The 19,485-nt window shown below is 45.8% G+C and carries 18 protein-coding genes; 16 read left to right on the forward strand and 2 right to left on the reverse strand.

What is annotated here, in order from left to right:
* Nucleotides 1–139: 139 nt before the first annotated feature.
* From C0033_RS15690 to C0033_RS15725, 8 genes are all read left to right on the forward strand, one after another.
* The gene (locus C0033_RS15690) at nt 140–457 is read left to right on the forward strand and encodes a PadR family transcriptional regulator (protein ID WP_103228831.1); all 318 of its coding nucleotides are present in this window, start codon (nt 140–142) and stop codon (nt 455–457) included.
* The gene (locus C0033_RS15695; protein ID WP_103228832.1) at nt 457–1,182 is read left to right on the forward strand and encodes a DUF1700 domain-containing protein; all 726 of its coding nucleotides are present in this window, start codon (nt 457–459) and stop codon (nt 1,180–1,182) included. The genes C0033_RS15690 and C0033_RS15695 overlap by 1 nt, the downstream gene beginning before the upstream one ends.
* 15 nt (nt 1,183–1,197) lie before the next feature.
* The gene (locus tag C0033_RS15700) at nt 1,198–2,085 is read left to right on the forward strand and encodes a DUF4097 family beta strand repeat-containing protein (RefSeq protein ID WP_103228833.1); all 888 of its coding nucleotides are present in this window, start codon (nt 1,198–1,200) and stop codon (nt 2,083–2,085) included.
* Nucleotides 2,086–2,122: 37 nt separating this feature from the next.
* Nucleotides 2,123–2,317 (forward strand): PspC domain-containing protein, encoded by a 195-nt coding sequence (locus C0033_RS15705; RefSeq protein ID WP_103228834.1) that lies wholly within the window; start codon nt 2,123–2,125, stop codon nt 2,315–2,317.
* Between the two features lie 87 nt (nt 2,318–2,404).
* Entirely contained in the window at nt 2,405–2,623 is a 219-nt protein-coding gene (locus C0033_RS15710) for a small, acid-soluble spore protein, alpha/beta type (protein WP_103228835.1), read from the forward strand.
* A gap of 191 nt (nt 2,624–2,814) precedes the next feature.
* Nucleotides 2,815–3,834: a cobalamin biosynthesis protein gene (locus C0033_RS15715; protein ID WP_242984515.1), complete on the forward strand. Its 1,020-nt coding sequence runs from the start codon at nt 2,815–2,817 to the stop codon at nt 3,832–3,834.
* Nucleotides 3,821–5,164, forward strand: coding sequence for a cobyrinate a,c-diamide synthase (locus C0033_RS15720; RefSeq protein ID WP_242984516.1), 1,344 nt, complete (start codon nt 3,821–3,823; stop codon nt 5,162–5,164). Before C0033_RS15715 ends, C0033_RS15720 begins: the two co-directional genes overlap by 14 nt.
* Nucleotides 5,165–5,219: 55 nt before the next feature.
* Nucleotides 5,220–6,230, forward strand: coding sequence for a D-cysteine desulfhydrase family protein (locus C0033_RS15725; RefSeq protein ID WP_242984517.1), 1,011 nt, complete (start codon nt 5,220–5,222; stop codon nt 6,228–6,230).
* Between the two features lie 56 nt (nt 6,231–6,286).
* Here the strand turns inward: C0033_RS15725 and C0033_RS15730 are convergent, their stop codons facing one another.
* The gene (locus tag C0033_RS15730) at nt 6,287–6,742 is read right to left on the reverse strand and encodes a CYTH domain-containing protein (RefSeq protein WP_103228838.1); all 456 of its coding nucleotides are present in this window, start codon (nt 6,740–6,742) and stop codon (nt 6,287–6,289) included.
* Nucleotides 6,743–6,918: 176 nt separating this feature from the next.
* Here C0033_RS15730 and C0033_RS15735 point away from each other — a divergent pair, with 176 nt between their 5' ends.
* From C0033_RS15735 to C0033_RS27465, 8 genes are all read left to right on the forward strand, one after another.
* On the forward strand, nt 6,919–8,364 hold the full coding sequence (locus tag C0033_RS15735) for an extracellular solute-binding protein (protein ID WP_103228839.1): 1,446 nt from the start codon (nt 6,919–6,921) through the stop codon (nt 8,362–8,364).
* Between the two features lies 1 nt (nt 8,365).
* A complete protein-coding gene (locus C0033_RS15740) occupies nt 8,366–11,332 on the forward strand; it encodes an EAL domain-containing protein (RefSeq protein ID WP_103228840.1) in 2,967 nt (988 codons plus the stop codon).
* A 125-nt stretch (nt 11,333–11,457) separates the two neighbouring features.
* A complete protein-coding gene (tig, locus tag C0033_RS15745) occupies nt 11,458–12,744 on the forward strand; it encodes a trigger factor (protein WP_103228841.1) in 1,287 nt (428 codons plus the stop codon).
* A gap of 101 nt (nt 12,745–12,845) precedes the next feature.
* Nucleotides 12,846–13,427 carry an ATP-dependent Clp endopeptidase proteolytic subunit ClpP gene (clpP, locus tag C0033_RS15750; protein WP_103228842.1) on the forward strand — a complete coding sequence of 194 codons (582 nt, stop codon included), beginning with the start codon at nt 12,846–12,848 and terminating at the stop codon, nt 13,425–13,427.
* 39 nt (nt 13,428–13,466) lie between these two features.
* Nucleotides 13,467–14,768: an ATP-dependent Clp protease ATP-binding subunit ClpX gene (gene clpX, locus C0033_RS15755; protein ID WP_103228843.1), complete on the forward strand. Its 1,302-nt coding sequence runs from the start codon at nt 13,467–13,469 to the stop codon at nt 14,766–14,768.
* An 85-nt stretch (nt 14,769–14,853) separates the two neighbouring features.
* On the forward strand, nt 14,854–17,169 hold the full coding sequence (gene lon / locus C0033_RS15760) for an endopeptidase La (RefSeq protein ID WP_103228844.1): 2,316 nt from the start codon (nt 14,854–14,856) through the stop codon (nt 17,167–17,169).
* Nucleotides 17,166–17,762, forward strand: coding sequence for a ribosome biogenesis GTP-binding protein YihA/YsxC (gene yihA, locus C0033_RS15765; protein ID WP_103228845.1), 597 nt, complete (start codon nt 17,166–17,168; stop codon nt 17,760–17,762). The genes lon and yihA overlap by 4 nt, the downstream gene beginning before the upstream one ends.
* A gap of 16 nt (nt 17,763–17,778) precedes the next feature.
* Entirely contained in the window at nt 17,779–17,904 is a 126-nt protein-coding gene (locus tag C0033_RS27465) for a YeaH/YhbH family protein (RefSeq protein ID WP_242984518.1), read from the forward strand.
* Nucleotides 17,905–18,716: 812 nt separating this feature from the next.
* Here C0033_RS27465 and C0033_RS15770 read toward each other — a convergent pair.
* Complete coding sequence (locus C0033_RS15770) at nt 18,717–19,238, reverse strand: DUF4364 family protein (RefSeq protein WP_103228846.1); 522 nt, start codon at nt 19,236–19,238, stop codon at nt 18,717–18,719.
* Nucleotides 19,239–19,485: the final 247 nt, after the last annotated feature.

Raw genomic sequence — 19,485 nt, forward strand, 5'->3', positions numbered from 1 at the left:
TTAAGCGATGAAACAGATAATATTAAAAAAATATAATATTATATTGACATACAATATTATATGGCGTATAGTATAAGTATACTATATGATATATAATATAGTGCGGCTAATAATATTATAGAAGAATAGGAGCATGTATATGGTATTCAATACAGGAGCGGCCCTTCTTGATGCGATTGTTTTGGCGGTGGTATCAAAGGATGGGGAAGGAACGTATGGGTATAAGATTACTCAGGATGTCCGAAGCGCGATTGAGTTGTCGGAATCGACTTTGTATCCCGTGCTCAGACGGTTGCAGAAGGAAGAGTGTCTGGAAGTTTACGACTTGGCAATTGACGGCAGGAACCGCAGATATTACAAGATTACCGAAAAGGGAAGAGTCCAGCTGAATCTCTATAAAGGAGAGTGGGGAAGCTATTCCCAGAAGATATCCAGAATATTTGAGGAGGCAGGATGATGAACAGAGAGATATTTATGAAGGAATTAGAATATCTGCTTCAGGATATCCCAGAGGAAGACAAGGCGGATGCTTTAGCGTATTACAGAGATTATTTGGAAGAGGCTGGGGAAGAGAATGAGGAAGCAGTGATTAAAGAATTCGGAAGTCCGGAACGGATTGCGGCGATTATCCGTTCGGATTTAACCGGAAGCTTGGAAGAAGGCGGAGAATTTACGGAGAATGGATATCAGGATGAGCGCTTTAAAGATCCTAATTATCAGATGGCTCAGAGGTATGAGCTGCCGGAAGTCCATGACATACCGCCGGAGTGTGGAACAAAGCAGAGAAAAACAAAGCAGTCCGGCATGAACAGCGTATTAAAGGTGATTTTATGTGCTGTGCTGATCTGTATGGCGGTGCCTGCGGTATTTGGAATCGGAGGAGGCATTTTGGGAGCTGTTTCAGGGCTGGCCGCGGCGTTTCTGGGTATCGTGGTTTTAGCAGCGGTGATTACTTTGGGGCTGTTTATAGGAGCGATCGCTTGCGGCGTGGGAGCAGTTATTATGCTGTTTTCAAGTCCGGCTGCGGCATTTCTGTTTTTAGGGATTGCGATTTTGCTGGTTGGTCTTACTTTACTGAGCGTAGTGGTCTGCATTCTGTTTTATGGAAAGTTCCTTCCATTCCTGTTCAGAAGCATTACGGACGGTATCAGCAGGCTGGTTCACAGAAGAAACAAACGGTAGAAAAGGAGGGTATTTATGAAGAAGTTAATTAAAGTGTGTTTAATTGCCGGTATTATCTGCATTTTTGTGGGAGGCGGGATGACGGCCGCCGCTGCAGTGCTGGGCGGTGCGATGGCAATTGGAAACTATGAAAAATCATATTTGTGGAGCGATCACTGGATGGATGTTGTCGACCATGTGGATCATAACCTGGAACGTTGGGATCATACATGGGATGAACCGGACAGTTCACACGACGACCCATCTCTTGCGGTGTCAGAGGCCAACCGAATGTCATTTGGGGATATCAGGAAACTGGAACTGAAAGCCGGAGTCGGAACAATAGAGATCGTGGAAGGGGATACCAACGGAGAGGTGCAGGTGGCATTTGCGGATGACACGTTTTATGACTGCTTCAGAGAAGATGATAAATTGGAGATTAAGCTGGGGCGGAATTGGAAAATGACTGACCTGAAAAGCCATGACAAAAGAGGAAATATTAAGATCACCATTCCGAGAGATTATACATTCCACAAAGTAGAACTGGAGATCGGAGCAGGAACGATAGAAGCTGATAAAATTTATGCGGATTCTCTGGAAGTGGAAGTGAAGGCGGGAGAGCTGACCGTTTCCGGAGGTAAAGTGGGTTCTCTGTCCGCAGAATGCAGCGCGGGATCCATTTACTGCCGGGCAGAGGTTGCCCATGAAATTGAGGCAGAAGCGAAAGCCGGGTCCATCGAACTTTTGCTGGCCGGAAGCAAAGAGGATTATAATTATGAACTGAGATGCCGGGCCGGAAGCCTTGAGGTTGGCGGTTCCGTTTATGAGGGCATGAATGCTAAAGAAAAGATTGACAACGGCGCCGGGAAAACGGCAGAGCTCGAGTGTTCGGCAGGAGAAATCATTGTAAACTTTGAATCATAGAAGGGAAAGCCGTTTAAGCGGCGGAAGGAGAGATTTTATGGAACCTAAAAAATTATATCGTTCAACAAAAGATAAGATGTTATGCGGAGTCTGCGGAGGAATCGGGGAATATTTTTCAATCGATGCCACGATTATCCGGTTGATTTGGGCAATTCTGGCATGTTCGGGAACCGGAATTCTGGTTTATTTTATAGCGGCGATTATTATTCCGGTTGAACCGGAATACATGTAAATTGAATAGGTGGTTGTAGAAACGGGTATACTCCTTTCGAAGCGTATTAAAAAGCAGCGCTTAGTGAAAGGAGTGTACCCGTTTATTATGTCTAAAAAGAAAAATGAGGAACCATTTGATCCGAAAAATATGAAACCGGAAGATAAACTGAAATTTGAGATCGCCACCGAATTAGGGCTGGATGAAAAGGTGATAAAGAGCGGCTGGAGAAGTCTGACGGCCAAGGAAAGCGGCAGAATCGGCGGCCTTATGACGAAACGGAAAAGGGAGATGAAAAAAGAAGCGATGGAAGAAACCGTTTCATGAAAAACGAACGGATTAGAAGTTGCAAGTACATGGAAAATTTCATATAATTAAAAAGCATACCGGCTGGAGGCAGGAAAATTATTTTACGTTCTCCAGCCGGCAGTAAATGTCCGCAGGACAGAATTGAGGTTAAAATGAAGCTGGCGATTATTAGTTTTACGGAACAGGGTGCAAGACTGTGCTCCTTGCTCATGGCACAACTTCAAAAGGATGGAGACGAGTGCCGGGGATTTATCCAGGAACGGTATATGACCCGGGAATATGAACATGCGGGTTTGCAGTCCGTATCATCCACTCTGTCGGAATGGGCCGGGCATGTATTTCATTCTGTGGATGGAATGATCTTTATCGGGGCGGCCGGGATCGCAGTCCGTGCGGTCGCACCTTACATAAAAAGCAAGGCCAAAGATCCTGCCGTGGTGGTGATCGACGCGGGCGCAACGTTCGCCATTTCTCTGCTGTCCGGCCATCTGGGCGGAGCCAATGATCTGACCAAGAGAGCAGCGCGGATTACAGGCGCAGTTCCGGTTATTACGACTGCTACGGATGTGAGCGGACGGTTTGCGGTGGATGAGTTTGCGAGAAAGAACGGACTGGTACTTACAGACCTTACCTGTGCAAAAAGGATTACAGCCGATATACTGGATGGAAAGACCGTTGGCTTTTTCAGTGATTTTCAGACGTCCGGCATACTTCCGGAAGGTCTGGAACCGGGGAAACAGACGGAAAACAGGATCTGTGTCACATATAAGGACAAAAAGGAAGAAGGCGCCCTTTTTCTGATTCCCAAATCCGTGGTGATCGGAATCGGCTGCCGGAGAGGAACGAAGGAATCAGAGATAGCGGACCGGGCAGACGCCCTTTTGAATGAACTGGGAATATCCAGGGCCGCCGTCGCGGCTGTGGCCAGCATTGCGCTGAAGCAGGATGAAGAAGGCCTGCTGGCGTTTGCCGGAAGCCTGGGAGTTCCGGCGGTTTTTCTTTCAGCGGAGGAATTAGCGCTTGCAAAAGGGGAGTTTTCGGATTCAGATTTTGTGAAAAAGACAACCGGGATCGGCAATGTATGTGAGCGGGCCGCTGTTCTTGCGTTAGCCGAAGGCGGACAGAATGAGCTTTTGGCGGGGAAACGGCCAGGCGGAGGGATTACCTTGGCCCTCGGGTTGATAAGGCGTACCATCAGATTTGAAGGAGGAGCCAGTGAACGAATATAAAAGTTGCCCCAGGATTATGCTGGCGGCAGTATCCAGCGGGAGCGGTAAGACGACTGTCACCTGCGGCCTTTTACAGGCCCTGAAAAACAGAAATAAAAAATGTGTGTCATTTAAATGCGGACCGGACTATATTGACCCCATGTTTCATAAATATGTTCTTGGAGTGCCCGGCGCGAATCTGGACAGTTACTTTTTGAAGGAAGATCAGATTGTCCGCCATTTTACCGGTACGGCTGAAGGGGCGGATCTGTCCGTAATCGAAGGGGTGATGGGATATTATGACGGATTGGCCGGAACCAGCACCAGCGCCAGTTCCTACGATATTGCGAGAATTACGGAAACGCCAGTTATACTGATCGTAAATGGAAAGGGAGCCAGCGTTTCCCTTCTTCCAATTATCAAAGGATTTTTGGAATTTGTGCCGGATTCAAAGATTAAGGGAGTCATTCTGAACCGGACCACGAAAGAGATGGCCGCCAGACTGACTCCTATGATAGAGGAACTGGGAGTCCGTGTGATGGGCTATATCAGGGAAAATGAAGAGATGAAGCTGGATAGCCGCCATCTGGGTCTGGTGATGCCTCAGGAATATGAGGATTTACAGACAAGAATTAACAGGATCGCAGAGGAACTGGAAGAAACGTTGGATTTGGATGGATTATTGAGAATTGCATTCCAAGCGCCTTCTTTGCCGGCGGCCGGAAGAGAACCGGAAGAGAGCGGAAAAACAAAGGTGAGAATCGGCGTGGCCCGTGACCAGGCATTTTGCTTTTACTACCAGGAAAATTTAAGGCTGCTGAAGGAATTGGGAGCTGAACTGGTGGAATTCAGCCCGTTGGCAGATTCAGAACTTCCTGAGCGCCTGGATGCGGTTTTGCTGGGCGGCGGATACCCGGAACTCTATGCAAAACAGCTGTCAGAGAATAAAGCGATGCTGGAATCTGTCAGGACAGCCATAGAAAGCGGCATATATGTTCTGGCAGAATGCGGAGGCTTCATGTACCTTCATGACACTTTGGAGGGAAGCGACGGAATCCGTTATCCAATGGCGGGGGCGATTCATGGAGACGCCTACCGGACAAAACGTCTTTCACGGTTTGGCTATATTGAGCTGTCCGATGAGAAGGACAGGATAAAAGCCCATGAATTTCATTATTGGGACAGCACTCTGCCGGGAGATGATATGCTGGCGGTTAAGCCGCTCAGCAGCAGAAGCTGGCGCTGTCTCCATAAAAATGAACATATGACGGCAGGATTTCCGCATCTGTATTACCCGTCAAACCGGGAAATGGCAGAAAAATGGATTGATCAATTGAGAAAGGGGATATAAGACTATGGCTATTAGCTGCAAAGAAGCGAGGGAAAGGCTGAAACAAAGGCCGAAAGTGAAATTAGGATTTTTTCCAACGCCATTTTATAAACTGGAGAATTTATCGAAAAAACTGGGAGTGAATCTGTACATAAAGCGGGATGACTTTACCGGGATGAGCTTGTTTGGAGGCAATAAAATCCGAAAGCTTGAATATTTGATTGGAGAGGCGGCAGACCAGGGCTGCGAGTATGTATTCACCTATGGGGCCACCCAGTCCAATCATGCGATGCAGACGGTGACTGCCTGCCGCAAGTACGGCCTTCATCCCATTATTTATCTGGTGGCAATTGTAAAACCGGACGAAGAGGATATCCGCTCCAATCTGCTGTTAGACCGGATCATGGATGCTGAAATTCACATTGTGGAGATGATGGAAGGGGAGAAGGAAGAAGAGGCTGAAGAGCGTTCTTTCCAATTGGCAAAAGAGCATATTGCCAAATTGGAACAGGAGGGGCATAAGTGCTATGATGTTCCCATGGGAGGAGCCAGCCCTGTCGGTTCCCTGGGCTTTGTGGAAGGAATGGTGGAACTGGAAGAACAGCTGGAACAGATGAATCTGACAATGGATTACATCTTCCATGCCACCGGAACTGGCGGAACCATGGCAGGTATGGCGGCCGGAAAAAAACTGATCGGATCGGAGGCAGAGATTATCTCCGTGAATGTAAGCGCGAAAGACAGCGGATATCCGTCCAGATGTGAGGATTTAGCCAATGCAAGCCTGAAATTGATCCAAACAGAGCCGCTGGTTTCTAAAGACCAAGATATCCATACGGATTTAAAGTATTATCTTCCCGGCTACGAGATCCCCAATGAGGGAGCAACCGAAGCTATACGGATGCTGGCTCGGGAGGAAGGGCTGTTTTTAGACCCCGTATATACGGGAAAAGCATTTGCAGGCATGATAGACTATATCGCTGCCGGAAAAGTGAAGCAGGGAAGCAATGTGGTGTTCTGGCATACGGGAGGGGCTACCGCCTTATTTGCGGAAAAAGAGATTTTAGGACAGTTAACAGCCAGATAAAAAATGAAAATAAAAAAGGACACGCAGCAAATGGGAAAATGCTGCGGTGTCCTTTTTCAGCGTTTCATCTGGCTTAAACGGCTGTTTTGATATTCGCCGGAGAAGGTTACATCTTTGCCAAACCAGACGGGGGGAAGAAAGGAAGCGGCGTCCTGCTCGTTTTCAAATTCCACTTCTGCTAGCATAAGCCCTTCAAAAGCGCCTTCAAATATATCCAGCTCTATGGTCAGAGAAAGGTTTCCTTCCAAGGGAATCAGATACCTCTTTTTTGTCAGAATATTGCCGTCCGCCTTCTGAATCAGATGCTCGTAGGATTCACGGGTCAGAGGGAGGTTATATTCCTCACGGACCATGAGCCCCTTTGATTTATAGGTGAGATAATAGGAATCGTCTTCTTTTCTCACTCTTACCACCGGTGAAGTGCTCAGATATCCCTGTTCGATCTGATGAAAGGGGTATGACGTATAGTTTTCAGGCGGGGATGTTATCAGATATTTTCGCTCAATTTCCATAAAACCCTCCATTTACACAGCATATTTATAATGATAAAGGTATGGTAACATGAAAAAATGTTTAATACAAGGCTGAATTATTCCATCTGAAAAATTCGATTTTTCAGACGTAATTGCATAGATGACAAATGCGTGATAGAATAGAAATAATATGGAAAAAATTGGAGGATTGTCTAATGAAAAAAATGATAAAAGCGGTGCTGGTCTGCTTCCTTGCGCTTGGACTCGCAGCGTGTTCTAAAAAGAATGAACATGGTCTGTCAGCGAAGAATCCCGTTGTTATCACGATCTGGCATTATTATAATGGAGCTCAGCTGGAAGAATTTGACGCTTTGGTAAAGGAATTTAATGAAAGCGTCGGCATGGAGAAAGGGATCGTGGTGGAGGCATTTAACCGCGGAAGCATCAATGATTTAAGTAAAGCAGTGGAAGACAGCCTGGAGGGAAAAGTGGGATCTGATAAGCTGCCCAATGCATTTGCAACTTATGCGGATACGGCATATGAGATTGATAAAGCGGGCATGGCCGTTGATATAGGCAAATATCTTACCGCGGATGAGATCGCTGAGTATGAAGACGCCTACATTGACGAGGGACGTTTCCCTACCGAGGATCAGATCAAACTGTTCCCAATTGCAAAGTCCACAGAAGTATTTGCTATTAACACGACCTACTGGAATGAATTTGCGGCGGCCACTGGGGCCACTGACGCTTCGTTTGCCACATGGGAAGGCATTGCCAAGACTGCCGAAGAGTATTATAAGTGGACAGACAGCCTGACCGAAGAACCTGAGGATGGAAAGGCCTTTTTCGGCAGGGATGCATTTGCCAACTACATGATTATAGGAAGCATGCAGCTGGGGCATGAGATCTTTACCACAGACGGTGATAAAGTGACCATAGATTTTGATAAAGCTACGATGAAGAGACTTTGGGATAATTATTATATTCCTTATATCAACGGATATTATGCTGCCTATGGAAAGTTTAGAAGTGATGATGTTAAAACCGGGGACTTGCTGGCTTTTGTGGGGTCTACCAGCGGAGTCACTTATTTTCCTACCACTGTGACAACAGAAGACGGAACCAGCAGCGCAATTGAAAATGATATCTATCCGCTGCCGAATTTTGAGGGCACGCAGCCGTATGCAGTTCAGCAGGGAGCCGGAATGCTGGTTTTAAAGTCGGAAGAAAAGAAGGAGTATGCAACCATAGAATTCCTCAAGTGGTTTACTCAGACGGATATCAACCTGTCCTTTGCAGCTAACTCAGGATATCTTCCGGTTAAAAAGGATGCCAGAGACGGTCAGAAACTGGAACAGTTCTTTTCAGACGATATGGACCAGGAGAGCACAACGCTTAAAAAGTGCCTGGATATCGGGCTGGACGTGATAGGAAATTATGAGTTGTACACTACAAAACCGTTTAAATCCGGAACGGAAGCTCGGGCAGTGCTGAACACAAGCATGCAGCAGAAGGCTCAGGATGACCGGGCTAAAGTGGAGGAAGCCATTGCCGGAGGAAAAACCAGAGAAGAGGCAGTGAAACCATTTGCTTCTGATGAGAACTTTGAACAGTGGTACGATGACACATATAATAAATTAAAAGCTTTTGGAGAATAAAATGGCAGATAGGTCGAAGTCAATCCGTACAAAATTATTATTTCCCCTGCTTGTGATCATGATGATGCAGGCGGCTTTGTTCTTTGCCGTGATCACATTTGGCGGAGTATTTCGCAATCTGAAAACGAATGCGATTGATATTTTGCGGGAAAATACGGAAAACAGCCGGCTGTACCTGGAAAAAGAGATCATACACCGCTGGATCAATGTGATAGCGGACACAGATGTAATAACTGATGAAATACAAAATGTGCTGGACCGGGAAGGAAAGCAGGCGGCGGATATTAAAACTGATCCGCAGCTGAACCGGCTTGTGACGGAAAAGATCACCAAGCAGTTAATCGAACTTCTCCACAGAAGCTATGCGACCGGAGTGTTTGTAGTGCTTGACGGTCCGGCTGCAGTGAACCAGGAAGCAGGGCTTCGGTCCGGTATTTATATCAGGGATTATGACACCAGCAGCTACGCATTGGACAACTCCGACCTTTTACTGGAGAGGGGACTGCCCTCCGTATCGAAATCCTTTGGCATCGCTTTGGACAGTTTTTGGGAACTGGGATATGCGCTGGATGAAAATGATGTCAATTCCGAATATTTTTTCAAACCGTACAACAGTGCGCTGGAACATGGGGCGGGGTACCACGAGGCGGCCAATTATGGATATCTCAGCAAGGGAATCCGCTTGAATAAGATGGATAAAGACGTCATCACCTATTCCATACCGATTATCTTAAAAGACGGAAGCATTATAGGTGTTGCAGGTATGGATATGACCATGACGCAGATTCAGTCACTGCTCGATTACAACGAGCTGGAGGCGGGCGGAAGAGGGATTCTTCTGTTGGGCGTCAGGGAAGCGGGAACGAAAGACGTCCATAAAGTGACAGTATCAGGCGCCTTATATAACCGTTTCTTTTCAGGCAGCACGGATTTAAGCTATACTTATAACGAAAAAGATAATATAGATACCATAAATTCTTCTGATGGAAAACAGTGGTACATTGCGGAAGAGAGGCTGGATATTTACGGCAACAATACCCCATTTGAAACGGATGAATGGGTCATGCTGGGTATGGTGGAACGAAAGGATCTTCTGTCCTTTTATGATACGATGAGAACCGGACTTTTAACTTCGTTTCTGATACCGATCTTTCTAAGCTTTTTGGGAGGCTTTATCTCCGGTAATGTGGTTACAAAACCGATCCGCAATCTGGTGGAGGAACTGAGGGAGAATAAGGATTACAGCAGGCTGAAATTAAAGCGGCTGAATATCAGTGAAATCGATGAACTGACCGATGCGATTGAGAAATTGAGTCAGGATGTGGCTCAGGCGGCGTCCAGAATATCCTCCATATTGGAAAATGCCAACGTGGCAATTGGAGTCTTTGAGATAAATGCCAATGATAACCAGGTGTTCTGCAGCCGTTCTTTGTGTGAAATGATGGGCTGGGGAAGTCTGGAAGATCTGTATATCTATATGGAAAAGCCCGAATTTGATGAGAGAATGGCGGAATTTAAGGCGGAATACAAGGAGTGCGAGCCTCATATTTACTATCTGCCGGACAAAGGGCCTAAATGGTTAAAGCTGATTACAGCAAAACAAAACGGCGGGCGCCTGCTGGGCGTTTTGTCAGATGTGACTTCAGATATGCAGGAAAAGATTAAATTGGAAAGAGAGAGGGATTATGATCTCTTAACTGATATCTATAACAGACGTGCATTCCGTGAACGGATTGAGTGGATGCTTGAAGAAAAAAGCTGTTCTTGTGCGGCTATGGTGATGTGGGATCTGGATAATTTAAAGTATATTAACGATACTTACGGTCACGATGAAGGCGACCGGTATATCCGCCTGTTTGCCGACAAGCTTCACATTCTGGAAACGTCGGGAGGAATTGTTTCCAGGTATTCCGGAGATGAGTTTGTAACCTTCCTCTATACGGAAAACGGAAAAGATGATATCCGCAGAAGAATGGAAGAGTTTATGACTTCTTTAAAAGAAACCACCATGGTCATCAACGGATATGCCATTCCGCTCAGGGTTTCTGCGGGCTTTGCCTGGTATCCGGACAATGCGGACCAGTTCGACGTCCTTTTGAATTATGCTGATTTTGCCATGTATACCGTAAAACACAGCGTTAAAGGAATCGCGCTGGAATTTGATCCGGAAAGCTATACGAATAATTCCTACCTGCTGTCGGGAAGAGAGGAATTGAACCAATTATTTGAAAAGCAGCTGGTGGATTTTGCGTTCCAGCCAATTGTAACCAGAGACGGAGGGGTATTCGGTTACGAGATGCTGATGCGGCCGAAACTGAAAAACCTGAGGGGAATCAATGAGATTCTCAATCTGGCCCGGGTTCAGGCAAAACTTCCGCAGATGGAAGAACTGACATGGAAAGCCGGAATGAAGTTCTATGATGCCCAGGTAAAAACAGGGAATGTGAGCGCGGAGGAAAAAATCTTTATCAATTCAATTGCCAGTACCACGCTTTCTGACGCGGATATTTCCATGATTGAGGAAACGTATGGTCAGTATCTGGACCGTTTGGTAATTGAGATGACGGAAAGTGAGCCTTTGGATCAGAACTGCCTGGAAAATAAGATAAACATTGCTAAAAGATGGGGCGCTATGATTGCCATCGATGATTTCGGGGCAGGATATAACAGTGAATCCGTTTTGCTGCAGATCGATCCTGCCATCGTTAAGTTCGATATGAATCTGGTGAGAAATATCCATGAAGACGTCAACCGCCAGATGCTTTTAAAGAACCTGATGGAATATACAAGGAAAAGAAGAATTATTACATTGGCCGAGGGCGTTGAGACAGAAGGGGAGCTGAAACTTCTTCTGGAATACGGCGTGGACCTGTTCCAGGGCTTTTACCTGGCAAGGCCTGAGATGGAGATCCGGCCGATCTCTCCGTATGTGATCGATAAGCTGAGAAGCCTTCAGTTAGAAAATTAAATTAGTACTGGTATTTAGAAGAAGAATATGATATAATGCTAACTTGAAGTGTAGCGCCCTGACGGTATGGCGATTCACATACGAAAATTTTATTTCGTTTATATATTCAAGGAGGAACCCGGATAATGAGTTTACAAGTAGAAAAATTAGAAAAGAACATGGCCAAGCTGACAGTTGAAGTACCTGCAGCACAGTTTGAAGAAGCGATGACAACTGCATTTAAGAAGAATAAAAACAAGTTCAATCTTCCTGGATTCAGAAAAGGCAAAGCACCACAGGCTATGATCGAAAAGATGTATGGACCAGGGGTATTCTATGAGGATGCTGCTAATGTAGTAATCGACTCTACCTATGCTGGCGCTATGGAAGAAAGCGGACTTGATATCGTTTCCAGACCGGAAATCGATGTTGTTCAGATTGAAAAAGGCAAAGAATTTATTTATACAGCAACAGTAGCTGTAAAACCGGAAGTTACTTTAGGCGAATACAAAGGACTTGAGGTTGAAAAGGCAGCTGCAGAAGTAACTGATGAAGATCTGGAAAAAGAACTGAAGAAAGTTCAGGAACAGAACTCCAGATTAATTACAGTTGAAGACAGACCGGTTGCAGACGGCGACCAGGTTGTAATCGACTTTGAAGGTTTTGTGGACGGAGTTCCATTTGACGGCGGAAAGAGCGATGATTATCCTCTTACAATCGGTTCCCATTCCTTTATTGATACATTTGAAGAGCAGCTGATCGGTAAAAACATCGGTGAAGAGTGCGAAGTTAACGTAACCTTCCCAACCGAATACCACGCTGAAAACCTGGCTGGAAAGCCGGCGTTATTTAAGGTTACCGTTAAGGAGATCAAATTCAAAGAGCTTCCTGAGCTGAATGATGAATTCGCAGGAGAAGTTTCAGAATTTGAAACCTTAGATGAATACAAAGCAGATGTTAAGGCAAAGCTCTTAGAAGCAAAACAGAAACAGGCTGCTACTGAGAATGAAAACAGAGTAGTGGAAAAAGCTGTTGCTAACGCTACGATGGAGATCCCGGATCCGATGATCGAGGGTCAGGTAAACAACATGATCGAAGACTATGCAAGAAGAATGCAGAGCCAGGGATTATCTCTTGAACAGTACATGCAGTACACAGGCATGACGATTGATAAACTTCAGGAGCAGATGAGACCACAGGCGTTAAGACGCATCCAGACAAGACTTGTATTAGAAGCGATTGTAAAAGCAGAAAATATCCAGGTTGATGATGAAGCAGTTGATAAAGAGATTGCAGCTATGGCAGAAGCTTATAAGATGGAAACCGACCAGGTTAAATCTTACATGGGCGAAAACGGAATTAACCAGGTAAAAGAAGACCTGGCTGTTCAGGAAGCTGTAGACATGATTGTTGCAGAAGCAAAACTGGTTTAATGGAACGATAAGATAAAGGGGTAGATTCCTGCTTTTTAAGCGGGGATCTACCTGTGTCTTTGTTAAAACATGATTAATAACGGGCAGAGGAGGAAGTTCATATGAGTTTAGTACCTTATGTCATAGAGTCAACCAGCCGTGGGGAGCGTTCCTACGATATTTATTCCAGATTGTTGAAAGAGAGAATTATCTTTCTGGGAGAAGAGGTTAACGATGTTTCAGCAAGCCTGATCGTCGCACAGCTGTTATTCCTGGAATCAGAAGATACGAATAAAGACATCAGTCTGTATATCAACAGTCCCGGAGGTTCCGTAACAGCGGGAATGGCAATTTACGACACAATGAATTATATCAAATGCGATGTATCAACCATTTGTATCGGTATGGCTGCCAGTATGGGAGCATTCCTTTTAGCAGGCGGAGCAAAGGGCAAACGCTTTGCATTGCCCAATGCAGAGGTGATGATTCATCAGCCGTCCGGCGGAGCGCAGGGACAGGCGACAGAGATTCAGATCGTCGCTGAAAAGATCCTTCAGACCAAGAGAAAGTTAAATGAAATTCTTGCGGCAAATACAGGCCAGCCTTATGAAGTGATCGAAAAGGATACGGACAGAGATAACTATATGACAGCGGAAGAAGCAAAGGCATATGGTTTGATTGACAGTGTAATTACAAGCCGTTAGCAGTTTGCTGCGAAATGGCAGAAAGAATGAGGTGTGCATATGCCAGGCAGAGCAGACGATAAAGTGAGATGTTCTTTTTGCGGTAAAAGCCAGGATCAGGTCAGAAAATTAATTGCAGGTTCCAACAATGTATTTATCTGTGATGAATGTATTGATCTCTGCGCGGAGATACTGGAAGAAGAATTTGATGATCATGATGATCCGGCGCCTGATTTTGGAGATATTAACCTATTAAAGCCAAAGGAAATCAAAGGTTTTCTTGATGAATACGTGATTGGACAGGAAGCGGCGAAGAAAGTATTGTCGGTAGCTGTATACAATCATTACAAGAGAATAACATCCAAGAAAAATCTGGATGTGGACGTACAGAAGAGCAATATCCTTATGCTTGGACCGACTGGTTCCGGTAAAACATACCTGGCCCAGACTCTGGCTAAGATTTTAAACGTTCCGTTTGCCATTGCAGATGCTACCGCTTTAACCGAAGCAGGTTATGTGGGCGAGGACGTTGAAAATATACTTCTGAAATTAATCCAGTCTGCTGATTACGACATCAGCCGGGCGGAATACGGCATTATCTACATCGATGAGATTGATAAGATCACAAAGAAATCGGAGAATGTTTCCATAACGAGAGATGTATCCGGTGAAGGTGTGCAGCAGGCCCTGTTAAAGATCCTTGAAGGTACGGTTGCCAGTGTACCGCCTCAGGGGGGAAGAAAACATCCCCATCAGGAACTTTTACAGATCGATACGACCAATATTTTATTCATCTGCGGCGGAGCATTTGACGGTTTGGAAAAGATTATTGAAAATCGTTTAAGCACAGGATCAATCGGCTTTAACGCTGAAATCGTGGATAAAAACCAGGCGGACCTGGATGAGCTTTTGAAAAAGGCCCTTCCTCAGGATCTGGTAAAATTCGGTCTGATTCCTGAATTTATCGGACGTGTGCCGATTACGGTATCTTTAGAGCTGCTGACAAAAGAAGCTCTTGTCCGTATTTTATCGGAGCCTAAGAACGCTCTGACGAAACAGTATCAGAAGTTATTCGAACTGGACGATGTGAAGCTTGAATTCAGGAAGGATGCCTTAGAAGAGATCGCAACGCTGGCTCACGAAAGAAAGACAGGAGCGAGAGGGCTGAGGTCTATTATGGAATCCGTGATGATGGAACTGATGTATGAAATTCCGTCGGATAACAATATCGGAATCTGTACGATTACCAAAGATGTAGTGGACGGCAGCGGTGAGCCGGAGATCATTTACCGCGATACCACAGTGCCGAGAAAAACACTGGCACAGAGATTGAAAAAAGACAGAACAGACAGTATTGCATAGAGTAATTTAGAAAATGGGAGCAGAGCTCCCATTTTTCGCATAAATAATCCTAAGCGAACGAAAACACGAAAAGGAGGGAAGAGTAATGGAGAACCATATCATTACAATGCCTGTAATTGCACTTAGAGGACTGACGATTCTGCCCGGAATGATCATTCATTTTGATATCAGCAGGGCAAAATCAATTGCTGCCGTGGAAAAAGCCATGGTCAGTGATCAGAAAGTCTGCTTGTTAACACAAAAAGACATCAATGAGATGAACCCGGGGATGGATGAGCTTTATCATTTCGGAACCGTTGCTTTGATAAAACAACTGGTAAAAATGCCTGGTAACGTGGTCCGCGTAATGGTAGAAGGGCTTCAGCGCGCGGAGCTTTTTGGACTGGAATCGGAAGAACCGTTTTTACTGGGTGAGGTGGAATGCATCAGTTCCAATTATGAAGAGGTGGATTTGGTGTCTCAGGAAGCCATGGCCCGGATTCTGAAAGAAAAGCTGGAAGAGTATGGAAAGGCTTATCCTAAGGCGGCCAAAGAGATTCTGCCTAATTTGATTTCCATACCGGATTTGGGACAGCTGATGGATCAGATTGCAATTCAGCTGCCCTGGGATTATACGGTGAGGCAGGATATCCTGGAAAGCCTTCTGCTTGTGCACCGGTATGAAGTTCTGGTACATAACCTGGTTATGGAAATTCAGGTTGCTCAGGTCAAACGGGACTTTCAGGCTAAGGTGAAAGCCAGCATTGACAAAAACCAGAAGGAATATATTCTGCGGGAGCAGATGAGAATTATCCGTCAGGAGTTGGGCGAAGATAATCCGGCTTCGGATGCGGATGAATATCTGAAGCAGTTAAAGAGCTTGAAAGCGGACAAGGAAGTGGTGGAAAAGATCCAAAAGGAGATTGACCGCTTTAAAAATATGCCAAGCGGAAGCCAGGAAGCCAATGTACTCAGAACCTATATAGAAACCGTTTTGGACCTTCCCTGGAAGAAGATGACAAAAGATTATAATAACCTGAAAAATGCGGAAAAGATTCTGAATGAAGACCACTATGGCCTGGAAAAAGTGAAAGAGAGAATTTTAGAATATCTGGCGGTCCGCACATTGACAAAAAAAGGCAGCAGCCCGATCATCTGTCTGGTGGGCCCTCCCGGAACAGGAAAAACTTCCATTGCCCGTTCGGTGGCGAAAGCGCTGAACAAAAAATATGTCCGCATTAGCCTTGGAGGCATCCGGGATGAAGCGGAGATCCGCGGACACCGGAAAACCTATGTGGGCGCTATGCCGGGACGTCTTGTAGACGGTCTGCGTCAGGCTGGATACTGCAATCCGCTGATGCTTTTGGATGAGATCGACAAGGTGAGCAGCGATTATAAAGGGGATACCTCTTCTGCTCTTCTTGAAGTTTTAGACGGGGAGCAGAACGTGCGTTTCCGCGACCATTATGTTGAACTGCCCATCGATTTATCCAATGTGCTTTTCATAGCTACGGCTAATACCACTCAGACCATACCAGGGCCGCTTCTGGACCGTATGGAATTGATTGAGGTTACCAGCTATACGGAAAATGAAAAGTTCCATATTGCTAAGGACTATCTGGTTGAAAAGCAGCTGGAGCGCAACGGCCTCAAAAAAGAGCAGCTCATGATCAGTGACCGGGTGCTGGAAAAGATCATTCATAATTATACAAGAGAAGCGGGAGTGCGTAATCTGGAGCGGAGGATCGGCGATATCTGCCGGAAAGCGGCCAGAGAATTCCTGGAGAATAAAAAAGACGTGGTGAAAGTCACGGAAAGCAATCTTGAAAAGTATCTGGGCAAGGAACGGATTTCTTTCGAGTCCGCCAATGAGGAGGACGAGATCGGTATTGTAAGAGGCCTTGCGTGGACCAGCGTGGGCGGGGATACCCTTCAGATCGAAGTGAATGTGATGCCTGGAAAGGGTGAGCTGTCAATGACAGGCCAGATGGGCGACGTGATGAAGGAGTCGGCTCAGACGGCTCTCACCTATGTGAGGTCTATCTGCCCGGATTATCAGGTGTCGGATGATTATTTTGAAAAGCACGATATGCACATCCACATCCCGGAAGGGGCGGTTCCAAAGGATGGGCCGTCGGCAGGAATCACTATGGCTACCGCCATGTTATCCGCTGTGACCGGAAAGCTGGTTTCAGCCAAGGTTGCCATGACCGGAGAGATTACCCTGAGAGGAAGAGTTCTTCCAATCGGAGGGCTGAAAGAAAAGATACTGGCGGCTAAGATGGCGCACATTGAAAAGGTGCTTGTGCCGGATAAAAACCGCCCGGATATAGCAGAACTGTCGAAAGAGATCACGAAAGGTCTGAAGATCGTATATGTAAAACATATGCGGGAAGTAATACAGGAGGCATTTGCAGAATGATTATAAAGAACGCAGAATTGGAGACGGTTTGCGGTATCACCAGCACGCTGCCGGAGAACACATGTCCGGAATTTGCATTTGCGGGAAAGTCCAATGTTGGAAAATCGTCCCTGATCAATGCGCTGATGAACCGGAAATCACTTGCCAGAACATCCGCCCAGCCGGGAAAGACGCAGACGATTAATTATTATAAGATCAACGACGCTTTTTATTACGTGGATCTGCCCGGATATGGGTATGCCAAGGTGGCCGTAGAGGTAAAAGCCAAATGGGGCAAGATGATTGAAGATTACCTCCATAAGTCCAAGATGCTGAAGGCCGTGTTCCTTCTGATCGATATCCGCCATGAACCGTCCAATAATGATAAAACCATGTATGACTGGATTCTGGCCAACGGCTACCAGCCCATCATTGTTGCAACAAAGCTGGACAAGATAAACCGAAGCCAAATTCAAAAGCATATCAAAATGCTGAGAACCGGCCTCGGCGCAGGCCCGGAAGTCCGAATCTTCCCATTTTCAGCTACAAGCAAGCAGGGACGGGAAGAAATCTGGGATTTCATTGAGTCTCTGACGGAAGAAAATATAAATTAATTGTTATTTAACGTAGTTGGCGAAAGGGGGACGCCCGGAATCGGGAGGCGGAGCCGGAAGCCAAAGGTCGGAGGGGCCATCCGGGCCGGGGAAGGAAGATGCAGCCAGATCGGATTCGGGATTCGCCCCTAAGAACAACTAAGGCCCGTAAGGACAGAACAAGGCAGGCCGGCGCCATTCGCAGTGAACTCTTTATGACTTCGCTGCTCAAGGGCGCCTTAGAAACTGACACGGAAATCAGCTTCTACCTGCCTCGTTCTGCCCTTACGGGCCTAAGTTGTTCTAAAGGGGTTCCATACGATCCGATCTGACTGCATCTTCCTTCCCCGGCCCGGACGGCCCCTCCGACCTTTGGCTTCCGGCTCCGCCTCCCGATTCCGGGCTGGTTTTCGCTAGCCTGGTTAAAAACAATTTTGGTGCGTAGGTATTTATATAGCACTACATTTACGTAGATCGTGAAGGGATTTTCTGAAATGCTTTCAGGTTTTACTTTAAACGTCAAGGCATTTAGCGTAAAGACCTCACCCTTTACATTAAATCCTCAAGGCATTTCTGAAAATTCCTTCACGGTTGATGTAAAAAACTACTCTATCTCCCAAATCTTTTTTCCTTAGCTAGCCAAGCAACAGCCGGAAAGAAGGGGGAATCTGGGCAGGCGGCGGAACTAAAAAGGAATAGGGGATCGTTTGCAGACCCTTAGAGGTACTTGGCCGGCAGGAACGGAAAAAGGCAGACAAATACTGAATTCCGAATCAGTATTTGAGGTGCCCCTTGAACGATGAAGTCATCAGGAGTTCATCGTGAATGGGCACCGCGCTGCCTTTTTCCGTTTCTGGCGGCCTTAGTACCTCTTAGGGTCGAAACTCGAATCCCCTATTCCTTATTAGTTCCGCCGTCCGCCCAGGTTCCCCCTTCTTTCCGGCGTTTCTTTCTCAGTTAAATAAAGATTCCTCCCTAATTGCTCATCAGGGTGCGCATCACGAAGGAATAGATTTCCTGGCTTTTGTTTTCCCAATTGCTGCACATGAGTTCGGCTTGTTCTTTGTCGGGAACGGATAAATCGAAGCTGATTAACGGATTCTTACCTTCGCGGACTTCGCAGTGAACGATATAGTCCTGGTTGGTGGATTTATAGAAATCGGAGACCATGCCGACCTCGTTGCGGAGGCGGAAGCGGTTCTCTTTTAAATACTGATCCATATCTTCAATGATGGCCGGAGATATCTTTTTCCCGAAAAAAGAAAGGGTATCCTCACCCTCTTTTGTGATTTCATATCTGGATGTGTTGTGAATACTTTCAACGCGGACCAGACCGGCTTCCAAAAGTTCATTCAGCGCCTGCTGCAGCGTAAAATAAGTGGTATATTCGTGATCCAGAAAAAAATCTGACAGTTGGGAATTTGTCAGTGGAAAATTTACCTGCTTCAGCATGTACAGGTTCATCAGTTTGTATAAAGTCATGGGTTCAGAAAGCATAGTCATTCTCCGTTTGATTCATCATTGTAATATCACTATCATATCAATTTTCACCCGTTAAATCAAGGATGGGATGAAAAAATATGTGAATATGAGAAAAACGGCAGCGTATAAATACGAAAAAATACCGGTTAAGGAGAATGCGTAGGATGCCGGTTTAGAGAAACTGTCAAATTCTGGCACGACAAAGCTCGACAAAATATGCTTTTAAATCAATAGAAAATATGATATGATAAATAGTGATGAT

The sequence above is a fragment of the Clostridium sp. chh4-2 genome (assembly GCF_002899675.1).
Lineage (GTDB): Bacteria > Bacillota > Clostridia > Lachnospirales > Lachnospiraceae > CHH4-2.

Bases quoted from the DNA above. Each gene is read 5' to 3' on its own strand.
- C0033_RS15690 (WP_103228831.1), top strand. From the start codon at position 140: ATGGTATTCAATACAGGAGCGGCCCTTCTTGATGCGATTGTTTTGGCG.
- C0033_RS15695 (WP_103228832.1), top strand. From the start codon at position 457: ATGAACAGAGAGATATTTATGAAGGAATTAGAATATCTGCTTCAGGAT.
- C0033_RS15700 (WP_103228833.1), top strand. From the start codon at position 1,198: ATGAAGAAGTTAATTAAAGTGTGTTTAATTGCCGGTATTATCTGCATT.
- C0033_RS15705 (WP_103228834.1), top strand. From the start codon at position 2,123: ATGGAACCTAAAAAATTATATCGTTCAACAAAAGATAAGATGTTATGC.
- C0033_RS15710 (WP_103228835.1), top strand. From the start codon at position 2,405: ATGTCTAAAAAGAAAAATGAGGAACCATTTGATCCGAAAAATATGAAA.
- C0033_RS15715 (WP_242984515.1), top strand. From the start codon at position 2,815: ATGGCACAACTTCAAAAGGATGGAGACGAGTGCCGGGGATTTATCCAG.
- C0033_RS15730 (WP_103228838.1), bottom strand. From the start codon at position 6,742: ATGGAAATTGAGCGAAAATATCTGATAACATCCCCGCCTGAAAACTAT.
- C0033_RS15735 (WP_103228839.1), top strand. From the start codon at position 6,919: ATGAAAAAAATGATAAAAGCGGTGCTGGTCTGCTTCCTTGCGCTTGGA.
- C0033_RS15740 (WP_103228840.1), top strand. From the start codon at position 8,366: ATGGCAGATAGGTCGAAGTCAATCCGTACAAAATTATTATTTCCCCTG.
- tig (WP_103228841.1), top strand. From the start codon at position 11,458: ATGAGTTTACAAGTAGAAAAATTAGAAAAGAACATGGCCAAGCTGACA.
- clpP (WP_103228842.1), top strand. From the start codon at position 12,846: ATGAGTTTAGTACCTTATGTCATAGAGTCAACCAGCCGTGGGGAGCGT.
- clpX (WP_103228843.1), top strand. From the start codon at position 13,467: ATGCCAGGCAGAGCAGACGATAAAGTGAGATGTTCTTTTTGCGGTAAA.
- lon (WP_103228844.1), top strand. From the start codon at position 14,854: ATGGAGAACCATATCATTACAATGCCTGTAATTGCACTTAGAGGACTG.
- yihA (WP_103228845.1), top strand. From the start codon at position 17,166: ATGATTATAAAGAACGCAGAATTGGAGACGGTTTGCGGTATCACCAGC.
- C0033_RS15770 (WP_103228846.1), bottom strand. From the start codon at position 19,238: ATGCTTTCTGAACCCATGACTTTATACAAACTGATGAACCTGTACATG.